Source organism: Priestia megaterium (assembly GCF_046599315.1).
GTDB classification, from domain to species: domain Bacteria; phylum Bacillota; class Bacilli; order Bacillales; family Bacillaceae_H; genus Priestia; species Priestia megaterium_F.
Genome location: NZ_JBKIKC010000006.1, coordinates 73693 through 99012 on the forward strand (window position 1 = coordinate 73693; position 25320 = coordinate 99012).

The 25320-nt window shown below is 33.6% G+C and carries 22 protein-coding genes; all 22 read left to right on the top strand.

The window, feature by feature from the left end; all coding sequences use genetic code 11:
* The first annotated feature begins 5 nt into the window (after positions 1-5).
* Positions 6-2747 carry a hypothetical protein gene (locus ACLHDF_RS18285; RefSeq protein ID WP_413920122.1) on the top strand — a complete coding sequence of 914 codons (2742 nt, stop codon included), beginning with the start codon at positions 6-8 and terminating at the stop codon, positions 2745-2747.
* A gap of 463 nt (positions 2748-3210) precedes the next feature.
* Positions 3211-3939, top strand: coding sequence for a YveK family protein (locus ACLHDF_RS18290; RefSeq protein WP_413920123.1), 729 nt, complete (start codon positions 3211-3213; stop codon positions 3937-3939).
* Positions 3929-4588 (top strand): CpsD/CapB family tyrosine-protein kinase, encoded by a 660-nt coding sequence (locus tag ACLHDF_RS18295; protein ID WP_413920124.1) that lies wholly within the window; start codon positions 3929-3931, stop codon positions 4586-4588. The genes ACLHDF_RS18290 and ACLHDF_RS18295 overlap by 11 nt, the downstream gene beginning before the upstream one ends.
* Positions 4589-4870: 282 nt before the next feature.
* Complete coding sequence (locus ACLHDF_RS18300; protein ID WP_413920125.1) at positions 4871-5035, top strand: hypothetical protein; 165 nt, start codon at positions 4871-4873, stop codon at positions 5033-5035.
* A gap of 16 nt (positions 5036-5051) precedes the next feature.
* Complete coding sequence (locus tag ACLHDF_RS18305; protein WP_413920126.1) at positions 5052-6884, top strand: polysaccharide biosynthesis protein; 1833 nt, start codon at positions 5052-5054, stop codon at positions 6882-6884.
* Between the two features lie 43 nt (positions 6885-6927).
* On the top strand, positions 6928-8079 hold the full coding sequence (locus ACLHDF_RS18310; RefSeq protein ID WP_413920127.1) for a glycosyltransferase family 4 protein: 1152 nt from the start codon (positions 6928-6930) through the stop codon (positions 8077-8079).
* A complete protein-coding gene (locus ACLHDF_RS18315; RefSeq protein ID WP_413920128.1) occupies positions 8064-9182 on the top strand; it encodes a glycosyltransferase family 1 protein in 1119 nt (372 codons plus the stop codon). Before ACLHDF_RS18310 ends, ACLHDF_RS18315 begins: the two co-directional genes overlap by 16 nt.
* Positions 9179-10063, top strand: coding sequence for a glycosyltransferase family 2 protein (locus ACLHDF_RS18320; protein WP_413920129.1), 885 nt, complete (start codon positions 9179-9181; stop codon positions 10061-10063). Before ACLHDF_RS18315 ends, ACLHDF_RS18320 begins: the two co-directional genes overlap by 4 nt.
* Positions 10064-10113: 50 nt before the next feature.
* Positions 10114-11187: an EpsG family protein gene (locus ACLHDF_RS18325; RefSeq protein ID WP_413920130.1), complete on the top strand. Its 1074-nt coding sequence runs from the start codon at positions 10114-10116 to the stop codon at positions 11185-11187.
* A 70-nt stretch (positions 11188-11257) separates the two neighbouring features.
* A complete protein-coding gene (galE, locus tag ACLHDF_RS18330; protein ID WP_413920131.1) occupies positions 11258-12340 on the top strand; it encodes a UDP-glucose 4-epimerase GalE in 1083 nt (360 codons plus the stop codon).
* 9 nt (positions 12341-12349) lie between these two features.
* Entirely contained in the window at positions 12350-12502 is a 153-nt protein-coding gene (locus ACLHDF_RS18335) for a hypothetical protein (protein WP_413920132.1), read from the top strand.
* A 45-nt stretch (positions 12503-12547) separates the two neighbouring features.
* Complete coding sequence (locus tag ACLHDF_RS18340) at positions 12548-13147, top strand: sugar transferase (protein WP_413920133.1); 600 nt, start codon at positions 12548-12550, stop codon at positions 13145-13147.
* A 1-nt stretch (position 13148) separates the two neighbouring features.
* Positions 13149-13772, top strand: coding sequence for an acetyltransferase (locus tag ACLHDF_RS18345; RefSeq protein WP_413920134.1), 624 nt, complete (start codon positions 13149-13151; stop codon positions 13770-13772).
* Between the two features lie 22 nt (positions 13773-13794).
* Complete coding sequence (locus ACLHDF_RS18350) at positions 13795-14979, top strand: DegT/DnrJ/EryC1/StrS family aminotransferase (protein ID WP_413920135.1); 1185 nt, start codon at positions 13795-13797, stop codon at positions 14977-14979.
* A gap of 20 nt (positions 14980-14999) precedes the next feature.
* A complete protein-coding gene (locus tag ACLHDF_RS18355) occupies positions 15000-15350 on the top strand; it encodes a helix-turn-helix domain-containing protein (protein ID WP_413920136.1) in 351 nt (116 codons plus the stop codon).
* Positions 15351-15393: 43 nt separating this feature from the next.
* Entirely contained in the window at positions 15394-16506 is a 1113-nt protein-coding gene (locus tag ACLHDF_RS18360) for a glycosyltransferase family 1 protein (RefSeq protein WP_413920137.1), read from the top strand.
* A 14-nt stretch (positions 16507-16520) separates the two neighbouring features.
* On the top strand, positions 16521-17699 hold the full coding sequence (locus ACLHDF_RS18365; protein ID WP_413920138.1) for a glycosyltransferase: 1179 nt from the start codon (positions 16521-16523) through the stop codon (positions 17697-17699).
* A gap of 76 nt (positions 17700-17775) precedes the next feature.
* Positions 17776-18789: a polysaccharide pyruvyl transferase family protein gene (locus ACLHDF_RS18370; protein ID WP_413920139.1), complete on the top strand. Its 1014-nt coding sequence runs from the start codon at positions 17776-17778 to the stop codon at positions 18787-18789.
* On the top strand, positions 18786-20051 hold the full coding sequence (locus ACLHDF_RS18375; protein ID WP_413920140.1) for a peptidase: 1266 nt from the start codon (positions 18786-18788) through the stop codon (positions 20049-20051). Before ACLHDF_RS18370 ends, ACLHDF_RS18375 begins: the two co-directional genes overlap by 4 nt.
* 17 nt (positions 20052-20068) lie before the next feature.
* Complete coding sequence (locus ACLHDF_RS18380; RefSeq protein WP_413920141.1) at positions 20069-21622, top strand: lipopolysaccharide biosynthesis protein; 1554 nt, start codon at positions 20069-20071, stop codon at positions 21620-21622.
* Positions 21623-22987: 1365 nt separating this feature from the next.
* A complete protein-coding gene (locus tag ACLHDF_RS18385; RefSeq protein ID WP_413920142.1) occupies positions 22988-24925 on the top strand; it encodes a lasso peptide isopeptide bond-forming cyclase in 1938 nt (645 codons plus the stop codon).
* Between the two features lie 14 nt (positions 24926-24939).
* The gene (locus ACLHDF_RS18390) at positions 24940-25065 is read left to right on the top strand and encodes a paeninodin family lasso peptide (RefSeq protein ID WP_318618549.1); all 126 of its coding nucleotides are present in this window, start codon (positions 24940-24942) and stop codon (positions 25063-25065) included.
* Positions 25066-25320: the final 255 nt, after the last annotated feature.

A 25320-nucleotide genomic window follows, 5' to 3' on the forward strand; every position in this document is an offset into this window, starting at 1 on the left:
TGTTTATGGATGGAAAGATTAAGAAACTGATAGACAGTGAAGGGATAGACGCTTTCCCTGTTACAATTGCTGATGCGGTATTTATGGATGAAACTACCAATCTCACAGAGAGACTAAAAACGATTAGTGCGGGTTCAGCATCAACCTATGTGATAGATATTGAAAGATTTGGAATAACACAAGATATCCCTTCAAAGCCTTATAAAAATGCAGACTATGAAAAAGCGTATGCAAACGTATTGGGAATTAATAGAGCGATTAAATACGCAAGTGTCAATGGCTTTACTGCAATAGTTCTACCTAAAGGAGATTATGCTATTTGCTATCCTCAAACAATTTTTATGGCAAGTAATATGACCCTAAACCTCAATGGGTCGACTTTAAAAGTAATTTATGATTCCGATAATAAATCACCGTACGATATAAGAACAGGAACAGATTACTATAATTTTGCTGGGATATCTTTTACGTTTAGCAGGGTAAATCATGCACATATTATAAATGGTAAGATTATAGGTGATGTATATGACCGGAGCTTTGTTAATCCAAATGAGAAATCAGTTGAAGGCAGTTATGGAGTATCTTTTACTGACGGTTCCAGTTACTGTTCCGTTAGTCATTGCGACATTAGCGGATACATGGGTGATAATATAAATCTGACTTCACAAGGTATAATTAGAAGTGCTCCTACAGGAGCAGTATTGGGAGACATAGATAGTAAAGGTGCCGTTATATCAGCAACTACTACAGTTGTAACAAACCTTATTACAATACCTGCCTCACCGGATGGTTTTCCATTTAAAGTCTTTTCTATGGCTGGACAAGGTTATTCTAGACAAACAAGTCTGAATAAAAAGGAATTTGATGTTTTTTACTACAGAGCGGACGATACCTATATAGGTGTTTTAAGAAATATGAGAGTTCACTTTCCAATATCTATACCTCCTGCTGCAGCAAAATATAGATTGAAATTCTATAATGAAACAGACCCTGCTAAAAATTTTAATATTCTTATCGATTACGGCGGAGTGCCGAGTCATAACGTTATTGAATATAATGAAATTTATAATGGACACCGAGGCGGTATAACAATGGGCGGCAGTTACTGTGTCGTAAGAAATAACCGAATAAGAAACAATGGTAAATTCAGTAATACTTTTTTGGATGGTGCTCCTGCATTTAATGATACGACTAGATATGCTATAAACCAAGAAGATTCTTACGGAGATAACAGCATTATTAAAAATAATTTAATAACAGGGGGTTTTCATGGTATTCTTACACGCGGCTACTCAGTGCTTATAGATGGAAATGTCATTACCAATATGGACGTTTATGGAGTCGTTATATACGATCAACAATATACCAACCTTAAAGCAAATTACATCCGTAGAGCTGGAATTCTCCTATTTGGAGCTTCTGGTCATCAAAATGCTGCTGTAAATATCGCAGGAAACTATATACAAGGTTCGTTTGATGTAAGTAATACTACTTACGATGTAATTTGTGAAGGGAACTACTTTGTGGATACTATTGGGAGCTTAGGGGATGCTAAATATGAGAATAATATTGTTAGACTAGTAAATGTCACAGGTGCCTCAATTCCTACTGGAACCAGAATTAAAAATAATCTCTTTTATGCTAAACCAAAAGATGTTGTTAAACCAGAAATTGTTATTAACACTGTTGGACCATTCAAAAACAATGAGTTTAATGGACTTACGATAAAGTTTAATAGGACGGATAGAATGGTGCTCAATTTAAATGAGTGTAAGTTTACTAATTGTGATATTACCAATCAGTATAACTATAATTCTATTATTCTAGAAAATTGTGATTTAAAAGACACAGTATTGAAACCTACTAACATAAATGGATCTAACAATAATAATTTCTATACTTTAACTAATTGTAACATTGAATCAACACAATTAATCAACTTTTTTTATCTGTTATCGAACGTAACTAATGGCGGTTCTGTTATATCTCTAGAAAACTGTAATTTATCAATAAGTAATAGTGATTTTAAAGCCATATTTGATAACAAATATCCTACTAACTCTATTTCTGCAATAGTAAAAAATAATTATATAGAGTATAAAGGCGTAACAACTCTGATTGCATCCTACTACGATAGCAGCACGAAAGTAAATAGTTCTATCGTTGCTAACAATAAACTTAAGAATATCTCATTTTTACCTCTAATAGGCGATAAATATGCTAATTATGACCCTGAAGTGTCAAATATTAAAGAGCCTGATAGCGGATATTTTAATATAGGGAACATAGTTATAAATGCTTCGCCTGCTTCTGGAAAGAGTTTGGGGTGGATATGCGTAAAGGCTGGTATAGCAAATAATGTGGTGTGGAGTCCGTCTACATCATTTACTATTGGAACTAAAATTTATTCAGGAACTAAAATATACGAGGCACAAAATAGCGGTTATTCAGCAAGTGATTTTCCAGAGTTTCCTTCTAATCTTAATACTAAAGTTATTGATACAAAGGGGGTACCAACATGGTCTTCTAAGTCAGTTAAAGTAGGTGATATGGTACTACCTAACACCCCTAACGGCTTCTATTACGAGTGCATAACTGCTGGAACTACGGGTGATAAAGAGCCTATGTGGATACCAACTGTTGATACAATTTCTGACGGAACAGTCGTTTGGAAAGCAATGAAGATTATTACGTGGAAAAACATTGGAGATAAGGCTGTTTTCAATCCATATGGTTTAATTAATTAGTAGTAAGCAACGAGATTTATTTAATAAGTATTTTAGATGAAGTTAAGGGATCAAGTGTTCAATTTTAATATTTTCTTATAAATGAAATTTACAAATACTTGTATATTTCTAGACGCTTTGTTCCCTTGCTTCTCTCTAATATATACATAGTAAATAGTCGTAGGTTTTAGTAATTAATATGATATTCAACTGTTCTTTATAGAAAACTAATAAGTAGTATAAAATTTTTTAGGTTGGGAATACAAATTTAACAGAACTTAAGATATTTTTTTAAGAAGAATAGATTAGTATTGACTTGTTCTTTATAAAGAATTAAAATGAGATAGAACTTACTTATCAAAGTCTATTAGTATGTATACAACTAAAAAGTATAAAGTTTACTGATTTTTTGTTCGTTATAAAGAATTTCAAACTTTGATATCAACAATATGTAGAAAATATCATTAAAGTAAAGGTGGTTCTAATGAGTACAATGGAACAAAAAAATTTTCTCCAGCAACCAAAGGGAAAAGACATTAATTTAAAAGAATACTATGAAGTCATAAAAAGACGTATTTGGATTGTAGTTATCGTTACTATTCTTACCACGCTAGCTGGCCTTTTCTATAGTCATCAGAATAATACAGTATTTTATCAAGCTTCCACAAGAGTGATTGTAGATGTAGATACTCAGAAAATGAGTACGCTTCTAGTGATGGTTAAAGATTCGGTCGTGATGGAAAAAGTAACAAAACAGTTAAATTTACAGCAGTCTGCAGAAGCCACAGCAGGTCAAGTGCAAGTGGCAAGCATTGACAGCTCCCAAGTGATTAGTCTTTCTGCAACAAGTACAGACCCATCAACTGCTATTAAAATTGCTAATACCACAGCCAAAGTATTTAAAGAGGAAGTAGGGAATATCCTAAATATTAAAGGGGTACAGTTATTATCACCAGCAAAGAATGCTTCCCCTGTTGATGGAAACCAAAACCGTATCATCATGATTGCTTTGATTGCAGGGGGTGTAATAGGCATTGGTTTGACCTTCTTATTGGATTCTTTAGATGGAAAAGTTAAAAAAGACAGTGAAGCGGAACGAATATTAGGTGTACCGGTAATAGGAACCATTTCTAATATGAACAAACAAAAATTAAAATCATCTACTAAAACAGAAACAGAAGTAGAATTAAGGAGTGAGACTGTTGGCAGCTAATAAAAAATCTCAAGGAAAAGCGTTGAAAAAACTAATCCTTCTTACTCATTCCCACCCTAATTCCATTGTTTCTGATCAATTTCGTACGATTAGAGCAAATCTTCACTTTTTAACAAAGGAAAAAACATGCAAGCTTATTCTTATCACTTCTCCTGAAACGGGAGAAGGAAAATCAACTACGGCAGCTAACTTAGCTGTTTCCATGGCTCAGCAAAAAGAAAGAATTCTATTAATTGATGCAAATCTAAGGGATCCAGCGATTCCAGATATTTTTAATATCCCAAACAATGGTGGATTAACTGATATACTGATAGATGAAGAAAGTTTTGAAGAAGTTGTACATCAAAATAGAATAGAAAATTTAGACATCTTAACAAGCGGTTCTGTTCTTTCTCATTTTGTAGAGTTATTAGGCAATCAGAAGATGAAAAACTTGCTGACTACATTGTCTGCTTTTTATGATACCATACTAATTGACGCGCCTTCTGTATTAACATCTCCTGAAACGAGAGTATTATCAACATACTGTGAAGGGGTGATATTAATTTTGAAGCGAGGTAAAACAAAGATAGAGAAAATAGAGGAAGCAAAAAGAGTTCTGGATATTGCCGAAGCTAAACTAGTAGGCGTGGTTATGAATGAAAAATAAAGCTATATTTTTTTGTGTCTATGTTCTTAATTAAGAACAATATTATTCTCTAAAGGTTTGTTTAATAAAATAGTTTGGTGATGCCTACTTGCCGTTATCAACGAAGGCACTCGATCATGCTGTGGGTTGAAAGATACCTTAGACGCAAGTCGTCGAAAGTGTGGTGTGAGGCTGGGTTAGATGCCCGTCTTAATTTGTATAAAGCTTTTATGTATATGGTTTTACAAAAACCTTATACATAAGGGCTTTATTATTTTTATAGTGAAGGAGATGCAAAGTAAAATGAAGACCTTCAATAATCAGCCAAAATCCACTAAAAAAGCTGTAAGGTACATTAAGCAAGATGCGTCTAAAGAGCAGCTGATTGAAATTAAAAAACTGTTTGATACTACGATTCAAAAAAGGATAAAAGCTCTTGAGTTAGACAACCAGAAAATCATCAGCTAAAGGAGGGAGAACGTGTATGACTTATCGCCAAAGGTTGTCTTTATTTATTGTAATTGATTCTTGCATTGTGATGTTGGCCATTTTTATGAGCCGTTTTCTTGTAGACGCAAGTATTTACGTAATCACCTTTCCTGTCGTTGTAAGTTCACTTGCATTTTTGCTTAGTCATCATTTTTTCTCGATTAGGTTCAAACTTTATAAAAAATCTTGGGAGTATGCAAGTATTGGAGAGCTAGTAATTATTTTTAAAGTTGTCTCTTATTCTATTCTCTGTGCCGCGATCATTCAGCAATTGGTTTTTAAAGAAACATTTTTTAGACTGCTGGTTGTGACGTGGCTGCTTCATATGTTGTTAATGGGCGGGTCACGATTTGTGTGGAGAATGTATCAGGATTCCATTATAAACAAATCAAGCAATAAAAAAAGAACGTTAATTATTGGCGCTGGATCCGCTGGTACCATGGTAGCCAGACAGCTTTTAAAGAAAAATGGAAGCAATCTTTTCCCAGTGGGCTTTATTGATGATGACGTAAAAAAGCATCATCTTGATATTTTAGGCATTCCTGTACTAGGTGGAGTAGGAAATATAGAGGAAGCTGTCAAAAAGTTCGCTATTGAAAATATCATCATCTCGATTCCTTCCCTTAGCAAAAAGGAATTAAACATTATCTTTCAAGAATGTGCTAAGACAAAAGCGAAAACTCAAACCTTGCCAATGCTTGAGCATCTCGTTACAGGAAAAGTTTCAGTGAATCAGTTTCGAGATGTGCAAGTAGAAGATCTTTTAGGAAGAGACCCTGTCGAAATGGATGTTGAAAGTATATCGGATTATGTTACGAATAAAGTAGTTTTAGTGACTGGAGCCGGCGGGTCAATCGGCTCTGAGATTTCCAGACAAATCTCAAAGTTTAATCCGAAAAAGCTCATTTTGCTCGGTCATGGTGAAAATAGTATTTACTCCATTGAAATGGAACTGAAAAATAAGTTTACAGAGACACGTATCGAATTTACAACCGAGATTGCCGATTTACAGGATACTAAGAGAATGATGTCGGTGATGAATGTACATAATCCGGACGTTGTATATCATGCTGCAGCTCATAAACATGTACCGCTAATGGAACGAAATCCAGAAGAAGCTGTTAAGAATAATATAATTGGAACCATGAATGTTGCAAAAGCAGCAAGCTGGCATGGCGTAGGAACTTTTGTCATGATTTCCAGTGATAAAGCAGTAAATCCAACGAGTGTGATGGGAGCAACGAAAAGGCTGGCAGAAATGATTATTCAAGGAATGGATGCACAAAGCGCTACAAAATTTGTTGCTGTTCGATTTGGTAACGTATTAGGAAGCCGGGGGAGCGTCATTCCATTATTTAAAAAACAAATTGAAAAAGGCGGACCGGTAACCGTCACACACCCGGATATGGTTCGTTACTTTATGACGATTCCAGAAGCATCAAAATTAGTGATTCAAGCCGGAGCATTAGCCGGCGGCGGAGAAATCTTTGTTTTAGATATGGGAGAACCAGTAAAAATAGTAGATCTTGCTAAAAATTTAATAAAGCTATCTGGAAATTCAATTGAAGAAATTGGCTTGGAATTTACAGGTATGAGACCAGGCGAAAAGCTGTTTGAAGAATTGTTGAAAGAAGATGAAATTCATGAGCAGCAAGTATATCCAAAGATCTATGTTGGAAAAACAGCAGAACTGTATTTAGAAGAAATCAATGAAATCATTGCAACGTATGAGAATCTAGATCAAGAAACTTTAAGACAAGCGCTACTAAACTTGGCAAATAATAATCTGACTTCTACTTCTAAACAAATTGTCTCTGTTTCAAGTTGAAGAAGCTGGAGGAGAATAAACATTATGCATATAGGTGATATACATGTCTAACAAAGTGCTGTTTTGTGCAACCGTTGACTTTCATTTTCAAGCATTTCATCTGCCTTATATGAAATGGTTTAAAGAACAAGGCTGGGAAGTTCATGTAGCCGCAAGCGGGAACATGGAACTTCCTTATGTAGATCAAAAATATAACATTTCCATTCAACGATTACCTTTTCATACGGGAAATATAAAAGCTTATAGAGAATTAAAAACAGTAATAGACGAAAATAAATATAATATTATTCACTGTCATACTCCAATGGGCGGCGTATTAGCCCGTTTGGCAGCACGAAAAGCAAGGAAACAAGGAACCAAAGTTATTTACACTGCTCACGGTTTCCATTTTTGCAAAGGTGCACCTCCTGTGAACTGGCTTCTTTATTATCCTATAGAAAAAACGCTGGCCCATTATACGGACTGCTTAATCACAATTAACCAAGAAGATTATCAATTGGCAACTCAGCATTTCAAAGCAAAACGTATTGAACATGTACATGGAGTGGGAATCAACACGGAGATGTTTAAACCGGCAAATAAAAAAGAAAAAACCCAACTTAAAAAGTCATTCGGGTATCATCCAGATGATTTTTTATTATTTTATGCTGCAGAATTTAATAAAAATAAAAATCAGCAGCTTCTTCTTCAATCGCTAGCACTTATAAAAGATGAAATTCCACATGCAAAGCTCCTCTTGGCAGGTAAGGGACCTTTGTTAGAAAACTGCCGAGAACTAGCCGCAAATCTTGGAATTTTCCATATGGTTGAGTTTTTAGGCTATCGAAATGATCTTCAGAAAATTGTTCCAATGTGTGACGTTGCAGTAGCGTCAAGTCTTCGTGAAGGGTTACCTGTAAATATTATGGAAGCTATGGCTTGCGGACTACCGGTAGTAGCCCTTGACAACAGGGGTCATAGGGAGCTTGTTCACAACAATAAAAATGGTTGGGTTATTGACAGCGCTAGCAGAGTTGAGTTTGCAAGCAAAATAAAGGCTCTCGCTAAAATTGAAGGCGTTAAACATAAGCTTGGGATAAATGGAAGAGAAATGATTTTGAAAAAATACAGTATTGATAAAGTATTAATAGAAAAAAGCAGAATTTATAAATCCTACACGGAGGAAACGGAGGGTGTTAAGTGGGCAATCCATTAAGGGTCTTACATGTTGTAGTCAATATGAATCGAGGCGGTGCTGAGACATTGATAATGAACTTATATCGAAATATAGATCGCTCCAAGGTTCAATTTGACTTTTTGACGTGTAAAGCGGGAGTTTTTGACTCGGAAATAGCAGAAATGGGCGGGAAGGTTTATAGACTTCCATATGTAACAGACGTAGGTCACACTACTTATGTGAAAAAGCTGAATCAATTTTTCAAAGAAAATTCTCATTATAGAATCGTTCATTCTCACATGGACAAAATGAGTGGGTTAGTCCTTCGCGCGGCAGAAAAAGCAAATATCCCAGTAAGAATAGCACATAGTCATAATACTCAAAGTGAGGGAGGACTGGCATCGAAGGTTTATAAATGGTACGCAGGTAGTAACATTAAACGCTCTGCTACTCACTTGTATGCTTGCTCAAATGCTGCTGCCCAATGGTTATTTAAAAATCAATCTAGCGTAACATTCATTCTGAAAAATGGGATTGAATGTGATAAATTCAAGTTTTCATCAGGTGTTCGAGAACAAATTCGAAAAGAATTACAGCTGGATAAAGAATCACTGGTTATTGGACATGTTGGAAGGTTTAATCATCAAAAAAATCACTTATTCTTGCTAGAGGTGTTTGCTCAATTAATTAAAGTTGTGCCAAATGCTAAGCTTATATTAGTTGGAGGGGGCACATTACATTCAAACATTGAAGAAAAAATAACGGAGTTACAAGTGGAAGAGAAAGTAAAGCTATTAGGAGTGAGAGAAGATATCCACCTTTTGCTTCAAGCATTTGACGTATTTGTTTTCCCATCTCTGCATGAAGGGCTTCCGGTAACTCTTATAGAGGCTCAAGGAGCAGGGCTGCCCTGTATTATTTCTGATGCAATAACAAAAGAAGTGGATATGGGCATTGATCTAGTTCAATCCCTCCCTTTAACTGATAAAAATGTGTGGGTTGAGACCTTGGTAAATGTAATGAATAGGGATTCACCTAGGAAAATATCGGAGAAAGCTTTAAATCAGAAAGGCTATAATATACGCAAAACAGCTGAATTAATTCAAAAATCGTATATAGAGATAGGAGGAGAGGTTAGTTGAAAAAATTAACAGTTTTTACTCCAACTTATAATCGAGCATATTGCATTCATCAATGTTACGAGAGTTTAAAGAGACAAACTTGCAAAGATTTTATATGGCTAATTATTGATGACGGGTCAACGGATAATACAAAAGGGATTGTTAATGGATGGATTGATGAAAATATCATTCAAATAAAATATCATTGGCAAGATAATCAAGGGATGCATGGTGCACATAACACGGCTTATGAACTTATTGATACAGAGCTAAACGTTTGTATTGATTCTGATGACTATATGCCGGATGATGCGGTGGAAAAGATTATTGATACTTGGAAGAAGTATGGAAGTAATGAAGTTAGTGGTATCGTTGGCTTGGATGCTAACCATAAAAATGAAATCATTGGTACACGGTTGCCGCAGCATATTAAACGTTCTACGTTGTTCGATTTATATAACAAGTACGGTGTAACAGGTGACAAAAAGCTAGTTTATCGAACTGAATTAACTAAGCAATATCCGTACCCTTTATTTGAGAATGAGAGATATGTAGGATTAGCTTATAAATATCATATGATTGATAAACAATACGAAATGATATTGATGAACGAAATAATATGTTGTGTGGAATACCTAGAAGATGGATCATCCCGAAACATGCTACATCAGTATCGCAAAAACCCAAGGGGCTTTGCTTTTTATCGAAAGGAAATGATGAAACTCCCGTTTGGTAGTTCTTCATTTAAGTTCAGACAGGCCATTCACTATGTATCAAGCAGTTTAATAAGTAAAAATTGGCACTTTCTGCAAGATACACCTAGTAAAGGTTTAACCCTTTTGGCAATACCTCTAGGTATAGTCTTATATTTTTATATTACAACAAAAACAAGGATTGCTTAAAGTTAAAATACTATGATGATCCTTGTTTTTGATTTGAAAGGATTTATCATATGACTTTTCTTTGGATTAATCTTGCTTTAGTATTTATTACTGCGTTTTTTGCTAGATATTTTGCAACCATTCTCATTAAAAATAATTCTACAGTTTTAGTAAAGCCAAATAAGGTTTTGATGTTCGGGGCAATGTTCATACTGGTAGCTATAGCAGGTCTCAGGTCAAATATAGGTGATACTTTTAATTATGTAGACATTTATACATCCAATGATTTTACTTGGAATTATATTTTAAGCCACAAAGATATTGGCTTTGGGATTCTTCAAAGGCAATTAAAAAAGATATCAGAAGACCCGCAAATACTAATATTTACCACCGCTTTAATTACAAACGTATTTATCATTCTAGTTTTATATAAGTATTCAAGGATGTTTGAGATAAGCGTTTATGTGTATATAACAGGTGGTTTGTTTTTAGTCACAATGAACGGAATTAGACAAACACTAGCGGCAGCAATTATCTTCACAGCAACAAAGTTTCTAATGGAAGGAAGCTGGAAACGCTACTTTTTAGTAATAATCTTTGCTTCTTTTTTTCATCAAAGTGCGCTTATATTACTTCCAATGTACTTTGTAGTAAGGTGTAAAGCCTGGTCAAAAGCTACAGTAGCGCTCGTTCTATTAGCAATCATCATAGTTTTAGGATTTAATCAATTTTCTTCCATTTTATTTTCTGCGATTGAGGATACTCAGTATAGTGACTATAAAGGCGTTAATGAAGGTGGAGCCAATATTCTAAGAGTAGCGGTAGAATCAGTACCTTTATTCATTGCCTTTTTAGGAAGAGATAAATTAAAGGAAATATTTCCCGGAAGTGATTATATAGTAAATATGGCCTTGCTTGGCTTTGTGTTTATGCTAATTTCAACTCAAAATTGGATTTTTGCTAGATTTTCTATCTATTTCGGGTTATATCAGTTAATTCTTATTTCTTGGATTGTGAAGTTATTTAGAAAAAGGGATGAAAAGCTCATTTATTACGGAATTTTAGTTTGTTATTTTATTTATTATTATTATGAAAATGTAATTACCTTGAATATTCTCTATAAAAGCAATTACTTGAGCTGGTAGTGAAATAGTTGAGAAGCTAATTTTTATCTATCTTTCGACGCGTTTTTTTAAGAAATGGAGGGGTTAATAAATGACAATTCTTGTTACAGGAGGAGCAGGCTATATCGGGAGTCATACGTGTGTAGAACTATTAAATGAAGGACATGAAATCATTGTTGTAGATAACTTTTCCAACAGCAAACTAGAATCATTAAAGCGCGTATCTGAAATAACGGGAAAGGTATTCAAAATTTACAATGTAGATTTACTGAATCAAAAAGGACTTGAAGAAGTATTTTCCGAAAATAAAATTGAGGCAGTCATTCACTTTGCAGGACTCAAAGCCGTAGGTGAGTCTGTATCCATTCCTCTTTGGTATTATCACAATAATCTTACGGGTACGTTTATACTTTGTGAATTGATGAAAAAATACGGAGTGAAAAACCTTGTATTCAGTTCATCAGCAACCGTATATGGATCAACGAATCAAGTTCCTATCTCTGAAGACGCACCAATAGGAGCAGTAAATCCATACGGCCGCACAAAGCAAATGATTGAGGAGATCTTGCGAGATTTATATATTTCAGATCAGACTTGGAGTATTGCTCTTTTAAGATATTTTAATCCGATTGGTGCTCATGAAAGCGGATTGATTGGAGAAGATCCGAATGGGACTCCAAACAACTTAATGCCGTATATTTCACAAGTAGCAGTCGGCAAATTACAGAGCTTGAACGTATTTGGAAGTGATTATTCAACAAAAGACGGAACAGGAGTTAGAGACTACATCCATGTTGTTGACCTGGCAAAAGGGCATTTAAAAGCTTTAAAGAAAGTGCAATTTTCAAAAGGTGTGGATGCTTATAATCTCGGAACAGGCAAAGGTTATAGTGTATTAGAAATGGTTAAAGCATTTGAAATGGCTTCTGGAAAAAAGGTTTCTTATACCTTTACGGACCGGCGCTCAGGAGATGCAGCTATTTGTTTTGCGGATGCTTCAAAAGCAAAAGCTGAACTTGGCTGGGTTGCCGCTAAAGGAATCAGTGAAATGTGCGAGGACACCTGGAGATGGCAGAAAAATAACCCAAATGGATATGATAAGGAACAGGACAACTTAATCGAACATAACTTTCCGGTGCTTACCTCTGCAGCGGATTTTTTAGTGTCTAATTAAGGAGACATTTTGATGAAGATATCTAATATCCTTACTGAAAAACAATTGCAGGAAATTTTAATCAGTATTTATGAAAAAGGAAATCAATCTATCGATATTAAACCAACAGATATCGTAAATGATATTAAGCAAACTATATTAACCATTTACTCTTCAAGTTAGATAAATAAGAAGGTAATAGTAAAAAAGAAATAGAGGGTATGAATGATGAAACGAGTAATGGATTTAGTCACTTCATTGACTTTATTAACGTTATTCTCTCCGGTTATGTTGTTCACTGCCATAGTTGTCCGGTTAAAGATGGGCGCTCCTGTTTTGTTTAAACAGCAACGGCCCGGAAAAGATGGCAAGCCATTTTATCTTTATAAATTTCGTACAATGGCTAATTTAGAGGACAAGCAAGGCAACTTGCTGTCTGATCAAGTACGCTTAACAGGCACTGGAAAGTTTCTTAGAAAGCACAGCTTAGATGAACTTCCGCAGCTTATCAATGTAGTAAAAGGGGACATGAGCTTAGTTGGGCCGAGACCATTATTGATGGAGTATTTGTCTCTTTATACAGAAGAACAAATGCTTAGACATAATGTGAGACCAGGAATTACAGGATGGGCTCAAGTGAATGGAAGAAATGCTATTACATGGGAAGAAAAATTCAAACTGGATACATGGTATGTAAGAAATCAAAGTATGTTTCTTGATTTTAAAATTTTACTTTTCACGGTTCTTAAAGTTGTGAAAAAAGAAGGAATTACTCAGCAAGGTCATGTAACGATAGAAAAATTTAAAGGAACGAAAGATGTGATATGACGTGAAAGTTATCGTATTGGGCAATGGTGGACATAGCAAGGTCATTCAAGAAATGATCTCTTCTTTACGTAATCACGAAATTATCGCTATTTTAGATGATAGATATGAAGAACAGAAAGAAAAGAATGCAATAGTTTACGCTCCTTTGTCTTCTTTAAATGCGCTGATTGATAAAGACGTAAAAGTTGTCATTGCGATTGGCAGCAACATAGTAAGAAAAAGGTTAGCCGAAACATTAAAATTACGAACAGACCAGTATTTATCAGTTATCCATCCAACAGCAGTTATAAGTTCAACAGCTATTATCGGAAATGGAACGGTTGTAATGCCAAATGCGGTGATTAATGCAGACGCTGAAATTGGAGAGCATTGTATTATTAACACAGGAGCCATTGTTGAGCATGACAATAGAATTGCAAACTATGCCCATATCTCACCTAATGCTACACTAACCGGCAATGTTTCGGTCGGTGAAGGTGTACATATAGGGGCATCCGCTACCATTATTCCGGGAATGAAAATTGGTCAGTGGTCAGTGATTGGAGCCGGCTCGACTGTTATTCAGCATATTTCTTCTCATTGCAAAGCGGTGGGGTGTCCAACACGAATCATTCATAAGAATTAAAGAAAATATAGTAGTAAAGGTGATGACTTTAATGACCAAATCGAGAATATATCTTTCTCCGCCTCATATGAGCGGAGATGAGCAAGGATATATACATGAAGCATTTGAAAGTAATTGGATTGCCCCTCTAGGACCCAATATAGATGGTTTTGAAAAAGAGCTTGCCTCTTATGTAGGAGTCAGTGAAGCTGTTGCAGTAAGTTCAGGAACCGCAGCGATTCATTTGGCTCTTTCTTTATTAGGCGTAACAAAAGGAGACACTGTATTTTGTTCAACGCTTACCTTTATAGCTAGTGCAAATCCTATTATCTACCAAGGGGCTGAGCCGATATTTATTGACTCGGAGCCAGAAACCTGGAATATGTCACCACAAGCATTAAAAAGAGCGTTACAGGATGCTTCTATACAAGGAATACTTCCGAAAGCAGTGATCGTTGTAAATTTATATGGTCAAAGCGCAAAAATGGATGAGATTCTTTCGCTATGTAATCAATATAATATCCCTGTCATTGAAGACGCAGCTGAATCACTTGGGTCTACCTATAAAGGAAAAGCAAGCGGTACTTTTGGCAAGTTCGGCGTGTATTCTTTTAATGGAAATAAAATTATTACGACATCCGGTGGAGGAATGCTTGTTTCGAATGATGTGGCCGCTTTGCAACAAGCTCGCTTTTTAGCAACTCAAGCGCGTGATTCAGCAGCTCACTATCAGCACAGCCAGCTTGGATACAATTATCGAATGAGTAATATTCTAGCAGGAATTGGAAGAGCGCAATTGCAAGTATTAGAGAACCGAGTAGAGGCAAGAAGACAGATTTTTGAACGTTATTATCAAGAGTTGGCCGGATTAACAGGTATTACATTCATGCCAGAGCTATCAAACACAAAAACAAATCGCTGGCTTACCGTTTTAACTATTAATGAAAAAGAAGCGGGAATATCTGCAGCACAGTTAGTACAAGCGTTCACTGAGCAAAACATTGAAGCGCGTCCCGTATGGAAACCGCTTCATATGCAGCCTCTTTTCCAAGGAGCACATTACTATCAGCATAGTGAAAATGATGATGTAGCCCAGCAATTATTTCAAACAGGCATCTGTCTTCCATCAGGTTCAAATATGACGGAAGATGACCAAAATAGAGTTATTAAATGTCTTAAAAAAGGGTTGAATAGAACCTTGTATATGGAAAGGATCGTCCAATATTAGAAAACATGAGGTATGAATAAATGATCGGAGAAAAAATTCATAAAATTCGCAAAAAAAAGGGCCTTACATTATCTGAACTCGCTGAAAGAGCCAATATGTCTAAGTCTTATTTAAGCAATATCGAACGTAATTTAAATGATAATCCTTCTATACAGGTAACAGAGAGAATTGCGGCTGTTTTAGGTGTAGATTTATATACACTTATCGAAATCAAACATGAACCTTCACATTTTTTAGAGAGTGAATGGCTTCATTTTGTAAACGAATTAAAAAAATCAGGAGTTCGAAAAGAACAGCTTCGAGAATATAAAGTCATTATTGAGTTTATAAAATGGCAGAATGAGAAAGCAGAAGATAAAAGCAATTCATAAATGGACAGTAACCTTTCTATTATACATTCAAAGGAAGAGATCTATGAGTAATACAAAGTCAATAAGAATCCTTCAAGTTGTTGGGGCTATGAATAGAGCGGGAACGGAAACGATGTTAATGAACATCTACAGAAATATCGATCGCAGCAAAGTCCAGTTTGACTTTATTTCATATAGTCAAAAGGATGCCCATTATGATCAAGAAATAAAACAATTGGGTGGTAGGGTCATAAAGCTATCAAAAACACAATCGATAAAGGAAATTTACGATGCCATAAAGGAATATGGACCTTATGATGCTGTCCATGCACATACTTTATTTCATTGTGGAATTGTCATTATGGCAGCTTTCTTAGCAGGTGTAAAAGTAAGAGTATCCCATGCTCACACAACTTTAGACAGCAATGATCATTTTATAAAAAAAGTCTATATTAATTTAATGAGATTTATGATTAATGCTTTTTCAACGAATTTATTAGCATGCAGTAACGGAGCAGGGAGCTACTTATTTGGAGAAAAAAGCTTGACCAGAAAAAGTTACTCCTATTTTCCCAACGTAATTGATTATTCATCTTTCTTAAAACATCCTCAAACAGAAGTTAATAGATTTAAAGATGAAGAGGGGATAAAAAAGAAAATAATCATTGGACACATTGGAAGATTTATGGAGGCAAAGAATCATGCATTTTTATTACAAATCATGAAAAGTATTATTAAAGAGAATCCTGACGCTAAGCTGTTATTAGTCGGAGATGGAGTTTTAAAACAACAAATCGAAGAACAGGCTAAAAAAGAAGGAATACATAACAGCATTAAATTCATGGGAATAAGAAAGGACATACCAACTATGTTTCATAGTATGGATGTCTTTGTGTTTCCCTCTTTATATGAAGGCCTAGGACTAGTGCTGTTAGAAGCTCAAGCAAGCGGGTTACCATGTGTGGTATCAGAAGCTATTCAGCCAGAAGCTGATTTGAGTATAGGGTTAGTGTCAAGACTTTCGCTATCGGATGGCCCTGATGTGTGGGCCGATAAAATAATAGAACAAGTAAATAAAAAGGAAAAAGATACAAATGTTATTATTAACGGCTTTGAAAAAAGTGGATATTCGCTAAAGTTAGGGATTGCCAAGCTAATGAATATTTACAAATCATAATAATGGAGGAACATATGAAAAAGGTATTGATCGCCTCCTTTGACATGGAAGTTGGCGGAGTGGAAAGAAGTCTTATCAGCATGCTAAATAACTTTGACTATCAAAATTATCGTATTGATTTGATGTTATACAGTCATACCGGAGATTTTATGAACTTGCTCCCGAACCAACCAAACTTACTAGAAGAATCTGCAGCTTATAAAACCTTTCGAATGTCGATAGGGCAAATTTTAAAGTCCGGAAAAATGTCATTAGGACTAGTGAGATTGATGGCAAAGTATAAAGCAAATTTAAGCACGTCTTCAGAAAAGGGATATAAGCAGATGCAATATATGTGGAAGTATTCATTGCCTTTTCTGCCAAAGCACAAAAAGAAATACGATCTTGCAATCAGTTATTTATGGCCTCATTACTTTGTCGCAGAGAAAGTAGAAGCAAAGACAAAAATTGCTTGGATACACACTGATTTTTCTACGGTGGATACAGACGAAAAAGTAGATATTCAAATGTGGAATAAATTTGATTACATTGTAGCAGTATCGGAAGAATGCAAAAATGCATTTATTCAAAAATACCCCAGTCTAGAAAAAAAGGTCATTGTTATTGAGAACATTACTTCTCCAGATTTTATTGAGACTTTAGCTAATGAAGAAGTGGATAATCCTATGTTGGGTGACCAAAGGTTTAAAATTATCACGGTAGCAAGACTATCTCATGCAAAAGGAATTGATAATGCAGTTTTAACTTTAAAAAAATTAAAGGATAAAGGTTATGAAAATATCGCGTGGTACGTAATTGGATATGGCGGAGATGAAAGTATGCTTAAAACGTTGATATCAGAGAATGGCTTAGATGATTGCTTTATATTGTTAGGAAAAAAAATAAATCCATACCCATATATGAAAGCATGTGACTTATACGTACAACCATCAAGGTATGAAGGAAAAGCGGTTACAGTAACAGAAGCTAAAATTTTAGGAAAACCCATCTTAATAACAAACTATCCAACTGCTAAAAGTCAGCTAAAGGATAGAGTTGATGGGTGTATATGTCCTATGGGAGTTAATGGGATTTTTCAAGGAATACAGGAACTTATCAATGATAAATCATTGAGAGAAAAAATAGCGGATAATGCAAAACAGCACAATCACAACAATAATGATGAGATTGAAAAAATATACAAATTGATTTGAAAGTAAAAGGTTAATATTCAAATAACTTTAAAAAAATAACAAAAATATTTTATAAATATACTCGGAGGGATTATTAATGGATAATGTATTATTGCTAGATACATCAGTAGGGTCACTTAATAAGGGCGATGACATAATAATGACATGTGTAAGATATCATTTGTCAGAAATAGTAGAAGACGATTATTTATTAACGTTGCCAACTCATGTTTCACCCTTCAGTTGGTATCAAGTTGCAAGAAATTCGAATAGAGTAAAAATTTATAGTGAGGCTAAACATAAATTTGTAGGAGGCACAAACTTATTAACGATGGATATGTTAACTCACTTTCCTCAATGGAATATTAATATTTTTAACTGTGGACCTTTAAAAGGAAGTATTTTGCTTGGTGTTGGCGCAGGTAAAGGTAACAAGATAACTAAATATACAAAAATGTTATATAAAAAAGTCTTATCACATGAATATATTCATAGTGCTAGAGATGAAAGAACAAAAGCATTGTTAGAAGAAATGGGATTTAAAGCTTTAAATACAGGGTGTGCTACGCTGTGGTCCCTTACACCAGAATTTTGCAAAGGTATTCCAACCGAAAAATCAGATTCAGTTGTATTTACACTTAGTCATCATTCTAAAGATTACATAAAAGACCAATTATTGATAGACGTACTAAATAGAAACTATAAGAATGTATATTTTTGGGTTCAAGATAAAAAAGATTTAAACTACCTTAAAACTTTAGATAACATAAAAAATATAAAAATTGTTCCGCCTACTCTTGAGTCATTTCAAGAAATACTCAGTACTGATATTGATTATATTGGTACACGTCTACATGGCGGAATTTTTGCAATGCGAAACAAAATACGTTCAATTATTATAGGAATAGATGAAAGGGCTCGTGGGATGGGTGAAACATATAATTTAAACCAAATTGATAGAAATAATCTTGATAATCTAGAAAAAATGATTAACTCTTCCATAGTTACAGATGTAAATGTAAATTTTGATATTGTAAATATGTGGCGAGATCAGTTTAAATCTCCACAAAAAGTTATGGATAAAGCAACTAAAAAGAGGGCCATGAAATGAAAAGTATAATTCTTGATAAATTAATTGTAAAAGATAACAGGGTTGATTATTTTTTTAGTGTAGATGGTAATCTACAGAAATATTTCAAAAAAACTAACCATATGTTTGTAGAATATAATTATGATCTTTCTAATATTCCAAGAAGCATTCTAGTTATTCCGTTTATTTCTAATGTAATTCCTCTAATATGGATTACTAACTCAACTATCATAGTAGATGAATTAGATCAATCTTTCTATAAATGTTTAGATAAAATAAGGGTTGCATATCAAAACATGTTCCCTCATGTTAAATTTAAAGGTAACGTTTTTGTGAAGAAGATTGTGGATAACGTGTATGTCCCTGAACATGAGGCGGCTTCTTTATTCAGCGGAGGTCTTGATGCACTTACTACATTTATAAGAACAAAAGATAAAAATCCAATCTTGATTACAGAATACGGTTGGCATGGAGATGATGTTCAACATAGTGACGTATGGGAAGCAGATAAAGAAAATGCGATAAAATTTGCAAAAAGTTATGGACTAAAAAATATTCTTATACAATCCAATTACGGTACATTTATAATTGCAGGAAATATCGATAATGATTTCCGCAAAAAGTTAGGTGATACATGGTGGCATGGATTACATCATAGCTTGGCTATTATATCCGCAGCTATTCCTGTAGCTTATAAACTTAAGGTGAAATGTATATATATTGCAAGTTCTTTCTCAGTTAGATTCCAACTTCCTTGTGCATCTGACCCAACCGTAGACAATGAAATAAGATATGCTTCAGGTCAGGTTTTTCATGACGGTTATGAACTTACAAGGCAGGACAAGGTTAAGATTGTGAGTGATTATTATTCAGCCACCAAAGAACCTGTTACCATTAGAGTATGTTTTAAAAGTGAAGAAAACTGTTGTAAATGTGAAAAATGTTTAAGAACTATTCTAGGAATAGTAGCCGAAGGAAGAAATCCTCATGACTTTGGGTTTGATATCCCTAATAACCTTTCCGAGTATGTTAAATCGTTTTTAAATGATAATGTGAAATTTTTTACTGTTTCAAATATTAATTCTTGGACCCTAATTCAGAACCGAATGAAGGAGAATTACACGGAAGTACAATCTAAGTATGTATTAAATTGGTTTTTAGATTATAGTTTCGTAGAGCAGCGTAAAAAATTATTACTAAAATATAGAGTAACAAAGTTTTTTCCAATTTTAAAAAGAAAGATTAGTAGTAAGTTAAACAGAATATTAGAGCAAAATAATTAAAAATAGAAGGCGTAAATATGAGAATCCAAAATTCAATAAAAAATATGGTCTTTGGTCTTTCTGGACAAATAATTAGTATGGTAATAGGTATTATTGTTCGAACAGTCTTTATTTACACACTGGGAGTTGAGTACTTAGGTATAGAAGGGCTATTTACAAGTATTTTATTAATGTTATCACTCGCTAACTTAGGTTTTGACACTGCAATAATTTATAGCTTATATAAACCTTTAGCTGAAAATGATGTTTACAAAATACAAGCCTTGATGAATTTATATAGAAATGCTTATAGAATAATTGGTGTAATTGTCCTAATCATTGGACTCTCGTTATTCCCGTTTCTTCCATATTTAATGAATGGTAAAATCAATATAAACAATATTAATTTAATTTATCTATTGTTCTTAATCCAGTCAGTTTCTTCTTATTATTTTGCGTATAAGCATTCAGTCATTATTGCTGATCAACGGAATCATGTTATTTCTAAAATACACAGTGTTTTTATTATTATATCTAATTTTATCCAAATAATTCTATTGTTAATTGTAAGTAATTATATACTAATACTTACAATTCAGATTGGATTTAGAATATTTGAAAACATATATATTAGAAATAAGGCAAACGAGTTGTATCCATATTTAAAAGCTCGTAATAATGCAAGCTTAACTCCAAAAGATAAAAAACAGTTTTATGAGAATTTATATTCTCTTTTTTTATATAGAATCAGTGGAGTTGTAATAAATGGAACTGATAACATTATCATATCTACATTTGTGGGAATTACTTGGGTAGGTATCTATTCGAATTACTTGTTAATTATTACTACACTAACAACTCTTTTGAGTTATTTTTTCTACTCAGTAACTGCAAGTGTTGGAAATTTAAATGTAAATGAAAGCAAGGAAAAAAAGTATTTTATATTTCGGGTTATTAACTTTACAAGCTTTTGGTTATATGGTTTTTGTACAGTTTGTCTCTGGAATTTGGTAAATCCATTTATATCATTATGGTTAGGTGAGCAATATCTCTTGAATAAATTTATTGTCTTTACAATATTATTAAATTTTTATACAACTGGTATGCAAAATGCTTCTACGACTTTTAGAGAAACTACGGGTCTTTTTAAAAAAGGTAAATATAGACCCGTTATTGCTGCTTTAATAAATATATGTGTATCAATTGTTCTTACACAATTAATAGGAATATCTGGAGTTTTTTTAGGAACAGTAATTAGTAGATTATGTACATTTTTTTGGTACGATCCTTATATAATATTTAAGAATGTATTTCATAGACCAGTCAAGTTTTACTATCTTAAGTATATCTTTTTTATAATGTTAGTAATTGGTTCTTGTATAATTTCTGATTTTATTATCAGCTATATGCATGTTAATAATTCATTAATAAACCTAGTTATATGGGGGATTGTATGTTTGATTGTACCTAATTTCTTTTTCTTTTTAATATTTAGAAAATCTAATGAGTTTATTTACTTATGGAATATAGTTAAACTACTTACTAATAACGTGTCAACTACACTGTTTGATAAAAAAATTTACAACATATAGATTTAATAAATTGTAAGATTTTTCTTTTAATGTTAAATAAGTCAAGAGATTTTTACAGGTTTCATGTAGGATACTTGATATGGAATTCTATCTTAGAGGAACCTTGAAAAACTTGCTATGCTAATTGAATGCAGACTTATGTCACTTTATAAAATATTTTATACCAAGCATCTTAATGCAAATTGAGATGCTTTTTATTTTAAGGTAAGACAAGAGTTAGTGATGTATAACGCTAATTTGTAATAACTATATTAATATCTATAACTTGTATATAAAATTGTTTTACTTAATTTATTTTGTTTTTTAGTATTTATAATGGCATCTATGAGTTTACGGCCTTCAGGATTGTTACTAATGAAGAAATCTCTATTTTAATGGAATACTTGCTTTAGGGATAAGTTGTCTAATTGCTTTTATTTTAAGTATTACAGTTTCTTATCTAGCATGGCGTTTGATAGAAGTTCCTTTTACGAAGTTTGGAAGGAAACTAGCTACAAGAACTACGGTTAAACCATCAGGGACAAAAAAACATACAGATACTGAAGTATACAGTTCTAAATAAAGGAACAATTAACATTGCGAAACAGTAATGCTTTAACCGGGAAATTTTTTTTACATAACTATTCTTTTGAGATTTAAATTTTTTAATAAGTTACATATATAAATGAAAGATTGTAATTTTAGCATTTTATTAAGTACAAGGTATTTTAAAATTATAACTTTAAATTCATTTAAAAATGGAAATGAATTTTTTAGTAAAGACTTATCTTTTAAACCTCATCAGATTGCTTGATATTAATGAATTTTCTCTATAAGGGTTTGCGTTAAGGTGTAATCTACCCTATAAAGAATCATTTTAAAAATACCATATTGCTTTATTTTTTATAAGTATGCTGGAATGGTAAAATTTAATAAGCATTTTTAGTGATTGATGATTTTTTTGTTTTATACGGACATGTCTACCGTTAAAATCTATTTATTTAGGGATTTAGCTAAGAACTATTCATAACAAAAATATTCACTCTGTCTGGCATGTTTAAGTCAACTAGATATTTATGAGCTGCTCTGTAAAAGCATTATCATTATTATTTTATTGTTGAGAAAATAATTACAAGTAAGGAAAATAAATTTAGTGTTGTATTCCTAATGAAAATATAGTATTGTTCTTTATGTAGAACAATACTGTTTCCACCCATACTTTAAAAATAAAAATTTGAGATTCTAAACTTAATTTTTAAGCAGTTATTCTTAACTAAAGTTAAGTATATAGTTTTCTACAACTATTTGGTTCTTTATAAAGAACGAAAGAATATGCTTTATTTTAAATATGTTAAACTTAAATTTTTTGAATCGGAGAGAAAAACAATGAGTGTAATTGCTGGCATCTATCATTCTAATAATGAACCTGTACCTTTAGAATATTGTAAAGGGATTATGGAGGTCTTAAAGCATTACCCAGCTGATGATATTCAAATATGGCATAAAGAAAATGTGTTTCTGGGTTGCCATGCACAGTGGATCACACCAGAATCTATTAGAGAACAACTTCCTTATTATGATTATGATAGACAGTTAACTATCACAGCAGATGCTATTATTGATAATCGTGATGAATTGTTTGAGCAACTACAGGTTGAACGATCCCAAAGAAAAACGATGCCGGATAGCCATTTGATCTTACTTGCATACCAAAAATGGGAAGAAGAAACACCAAAGTATTTAGTAGGCGATTTTACATTCATGATTTGGGATGAAAAGAGGAAAAAGTTTTTTGGGGCTAGAGATTTTTCCGGAGCAAGAACTTTATATTTCTATCACAGCCAGCAGCATTTTGCATTTTGTACAATTACGCAGCCGTTATTTAAATTGCCATATATAACAAATCAGTTAAATGAACAATGGCTTGCAGAATTTTTAGCTATACCGTGGAACTTTGAATCAGTAGACACTGATTCAACTGTTTACAAAGACATTCAGCAAATTCCTCCGTCACATAGCATTTCTGTTTATGATGGAAAAGTAAGGCTTTCAAGATACAGCACTTTAAAAGCAGGACAGCGACTAAAGCTAAAGACAAATGAAGAATATGAAGAAGCATTTCGTGATGTTTTTCAAAGTGCAGTTACAGCACGGTTGCGTACTCACCATCAAGTAGGTGCCCATTTAAGTGGAGGGTTGGATTCGGGTTCTGTTGCTAGCTTTGCCGCGAATTCTTTAAAGAGAGAAAATAAGCAATTACATACATTCAGTTATATTCCAGTAAAGAATTTTGTAGATTGGACGCCTAAAAGCAGAGTAGCAAACGAAAAACCATTGATTGAATCCACGGTTCAATATGTAGGAAATATTAATGATCGCTATTATGATTTTGAAGGAAGAAGTCCACTAACGGAAGTTGATGATTGGCTTGATGTGCTGGAAATGCCTTATAAATTTTTTGAAAATACATTTTGGCTAAAAGGGATTTATGAAGAAGCACATAAGCAAGGAGTTAGAGTACTTTTAAACGGACAAAGAGGAAACTGGACTGTGTCGTGGGGGCATGCAATAGACTATCAGGCTATGCTTTTGAAAAAGCTAAAATTGATACGGTTTTATCGTGAAGTAGATTTGTACAGTAAAAACCTAGGCGTTAAAAGATCTCGTGTTTTCTCAGCAGTGCGTAAAAAGGCGTTTCCTTTGCTGAATCAATCAGCTTTCTCAAGAAATGATAGTCAATTCCCTTTGATGATCAACTCTGAATTTGCGAAAAAATGGAATGTGTTTGAAAAACTTAAACAACATGATATCGATTTAACGGGAAACTCTATCACAAATGCATACGAAGTGAAAAAGAAGCAGTTTGAGCAACTGTATTATTGGAATATTACCGGTACATACGGATCGAAACTATCCTTACGTTATTCAGTGTGGGATCGTGATCCAACAAACGATTTAAGGGTTATTCAATTTTGCTTATCAGTACCAGAAGAACAGTATGTTCAAGATGGCATAGCCAGATCTCTTATACGAAGATCTACAAAAAATTTGCTTCCTGATAATATCAGATTGAACCAGCGGACTCGAGGCGTGCAAGGAGCAGATGGGATTCACCGCATGATTCCGTCCTGGGGAAATTTTATGAAAGAACTTCAACAGTTAATCGCCGATCCAAATGTTACAGAGTTCTTAAACTTAAAATCCATTAGGGAAGCGATTGAAAAACTTGGAGATAAACCGCGGCCTGAGCATGTGTATGATTTAGATTTTAGATTGTTAATGCGCAGCTTAATCTTTTATCGTTTTATTAAAAATTTCGCTTGAAAGGGGGTGACAACATGAAAAAAGAGTGGAAAACGCCAGTATTAGAAGTGCTTGATGTTAACATGACAATGGCAGGACCGGGAATTAAAATTCCTGATGCTGTTCAACCGGATGTGGATGAAATGGTTCACCACAGCTAATTGATTGAATTTCTTATAAAATAGTAAGTATAAGAGGTTTTAGTTTCATTTTGAATACTATCCTTTTTATTTATTGCGTAACGGGTAACTTAAAGTTAGGGGGCTTTCATAGTTCCCTAATTTCTTTTAATCTTAAAAGAATTCAACAAAGATTTTTATTCAGATAGGCATCCTCTAAATGTTTAATCTCCTACACTAAGTTTTTTCACATCATTATTTTATATTTTACGTTTATTTTAAAAAGAATAAAATAAT

Coding starts and splice junctions, on each gene's coding strand:
- ACLHDF_RS18300 (WP_413920125.1), top strand. CDS start 4,871: ATGAAGACCTTCAATAATCAGCCAAAATCCACTAAAAAAGCTGTAAGG.
- ACLHDF_RS18385 (WP_413920142.1), top strand. CDS start 22,988: ATGAGTGTAATTGCTGGCATCTATCATTCTAATAATGAACCTGTACCT.
- ACLHDF_RS18370 (WP_413920139.1), top strand. CDS start 17,776: ATGGATAATGTATTATTGCTAGATACATCAGTAGGGTCACTTAATAAG.
- ACLHDF_RS18350 (WP_413920135.1), top strand. CDS start 13,795: ATGACTTTAATGACCAAATCGAGAATATATCTTTCTCCGCCTCATATG.
- ACLHDF_RS18375 (WP_413920140.1), top strand. CDS start 18,786: ATGAAAAGTATAATTCTTGATAAATTAATTGTAAAAGATAACAGGGTT.
- ACLHDF_RS18285 (WP_413920122.1), top strand. CDS start 6: ATGGATGGAAAGATTAAGAAACTGATAGACAGTGAAGGGATAGACGCT.
- ACLHDF_RS18390 (WP_318618549.1), top strand. CDS start 24,940: ATGAAAAAAGAGTGGAAAACGCCAGTATTAGAAGTGCTTGATGTTAAC.
- ACLHDF_RS18365 (WP_413920138.1), top strand. CDS start 16,521: ATGAAAAAGGTATTGATCGCCTCCTTTGACATGGAAGTTGGCGGAGTG.
- ACLHDF_RS18380 (WP_413920141.1), top strand. CDS start 20,069: ATGAGAATCCAAAATTCAATAAAAAATATGGTCTTTGGTCTTTCTGGA.
- ACLHDF_RS18360 (WP_413920137.1), top strand. CDS start 15,394: ATGAGTAATACAAAGTCAATAAGAATCCTTCAAGTTGTTGGGGCTATG.
- ACLHDF_RS18340 (WP_413920133.1), top strand. CDS start 12,548: ATGAAACGAGTAATGGATTTAGTCACTTCATTGACTTTATTAACGTTA.
- ACLHDF_RS18290 (WP_413920123.1), top strand. CDS start 3,211: ATGAGTACAATGGAACAAAAAAATTTTCTCCAGCAACCAAAGGGAAAA.
- ACLHDF_RS18305 (WP_413920126.1), top strand. CDS start 5,052: ATGACTTATCGCCAAAGGTTGTCTTTATTTATTGTAATTGATTCTTGC.
- ACLHDF_RS18325 (WP_413920130.1), top strand. CDS start 10,114: ATGACTTTTCTTTGGATTAATCTTGCTTTAGTATTTATTACTGCGTTT.
- galE (WP_413920131.1), top strand. CDS start 11,258: ATGACAATTCTTGTTACAGGAGGAGCAGGCTATATCGGGAGTCATACG.
- ACLHDF_RS18310 (WP_413920127.1), top strand. CDS start 6,928: ATGTCTAACAAAGTGCTGTTTTGTGCAACCGTTGACTTTCATTTTCAA.
- ACLHDF_RS18355 (WP_413920136.1), top strand. CDS start 15,000: ATGATCGGAGAAAAAATTCATAAAATTCGCAAAAAAAAGGGCCTTACA.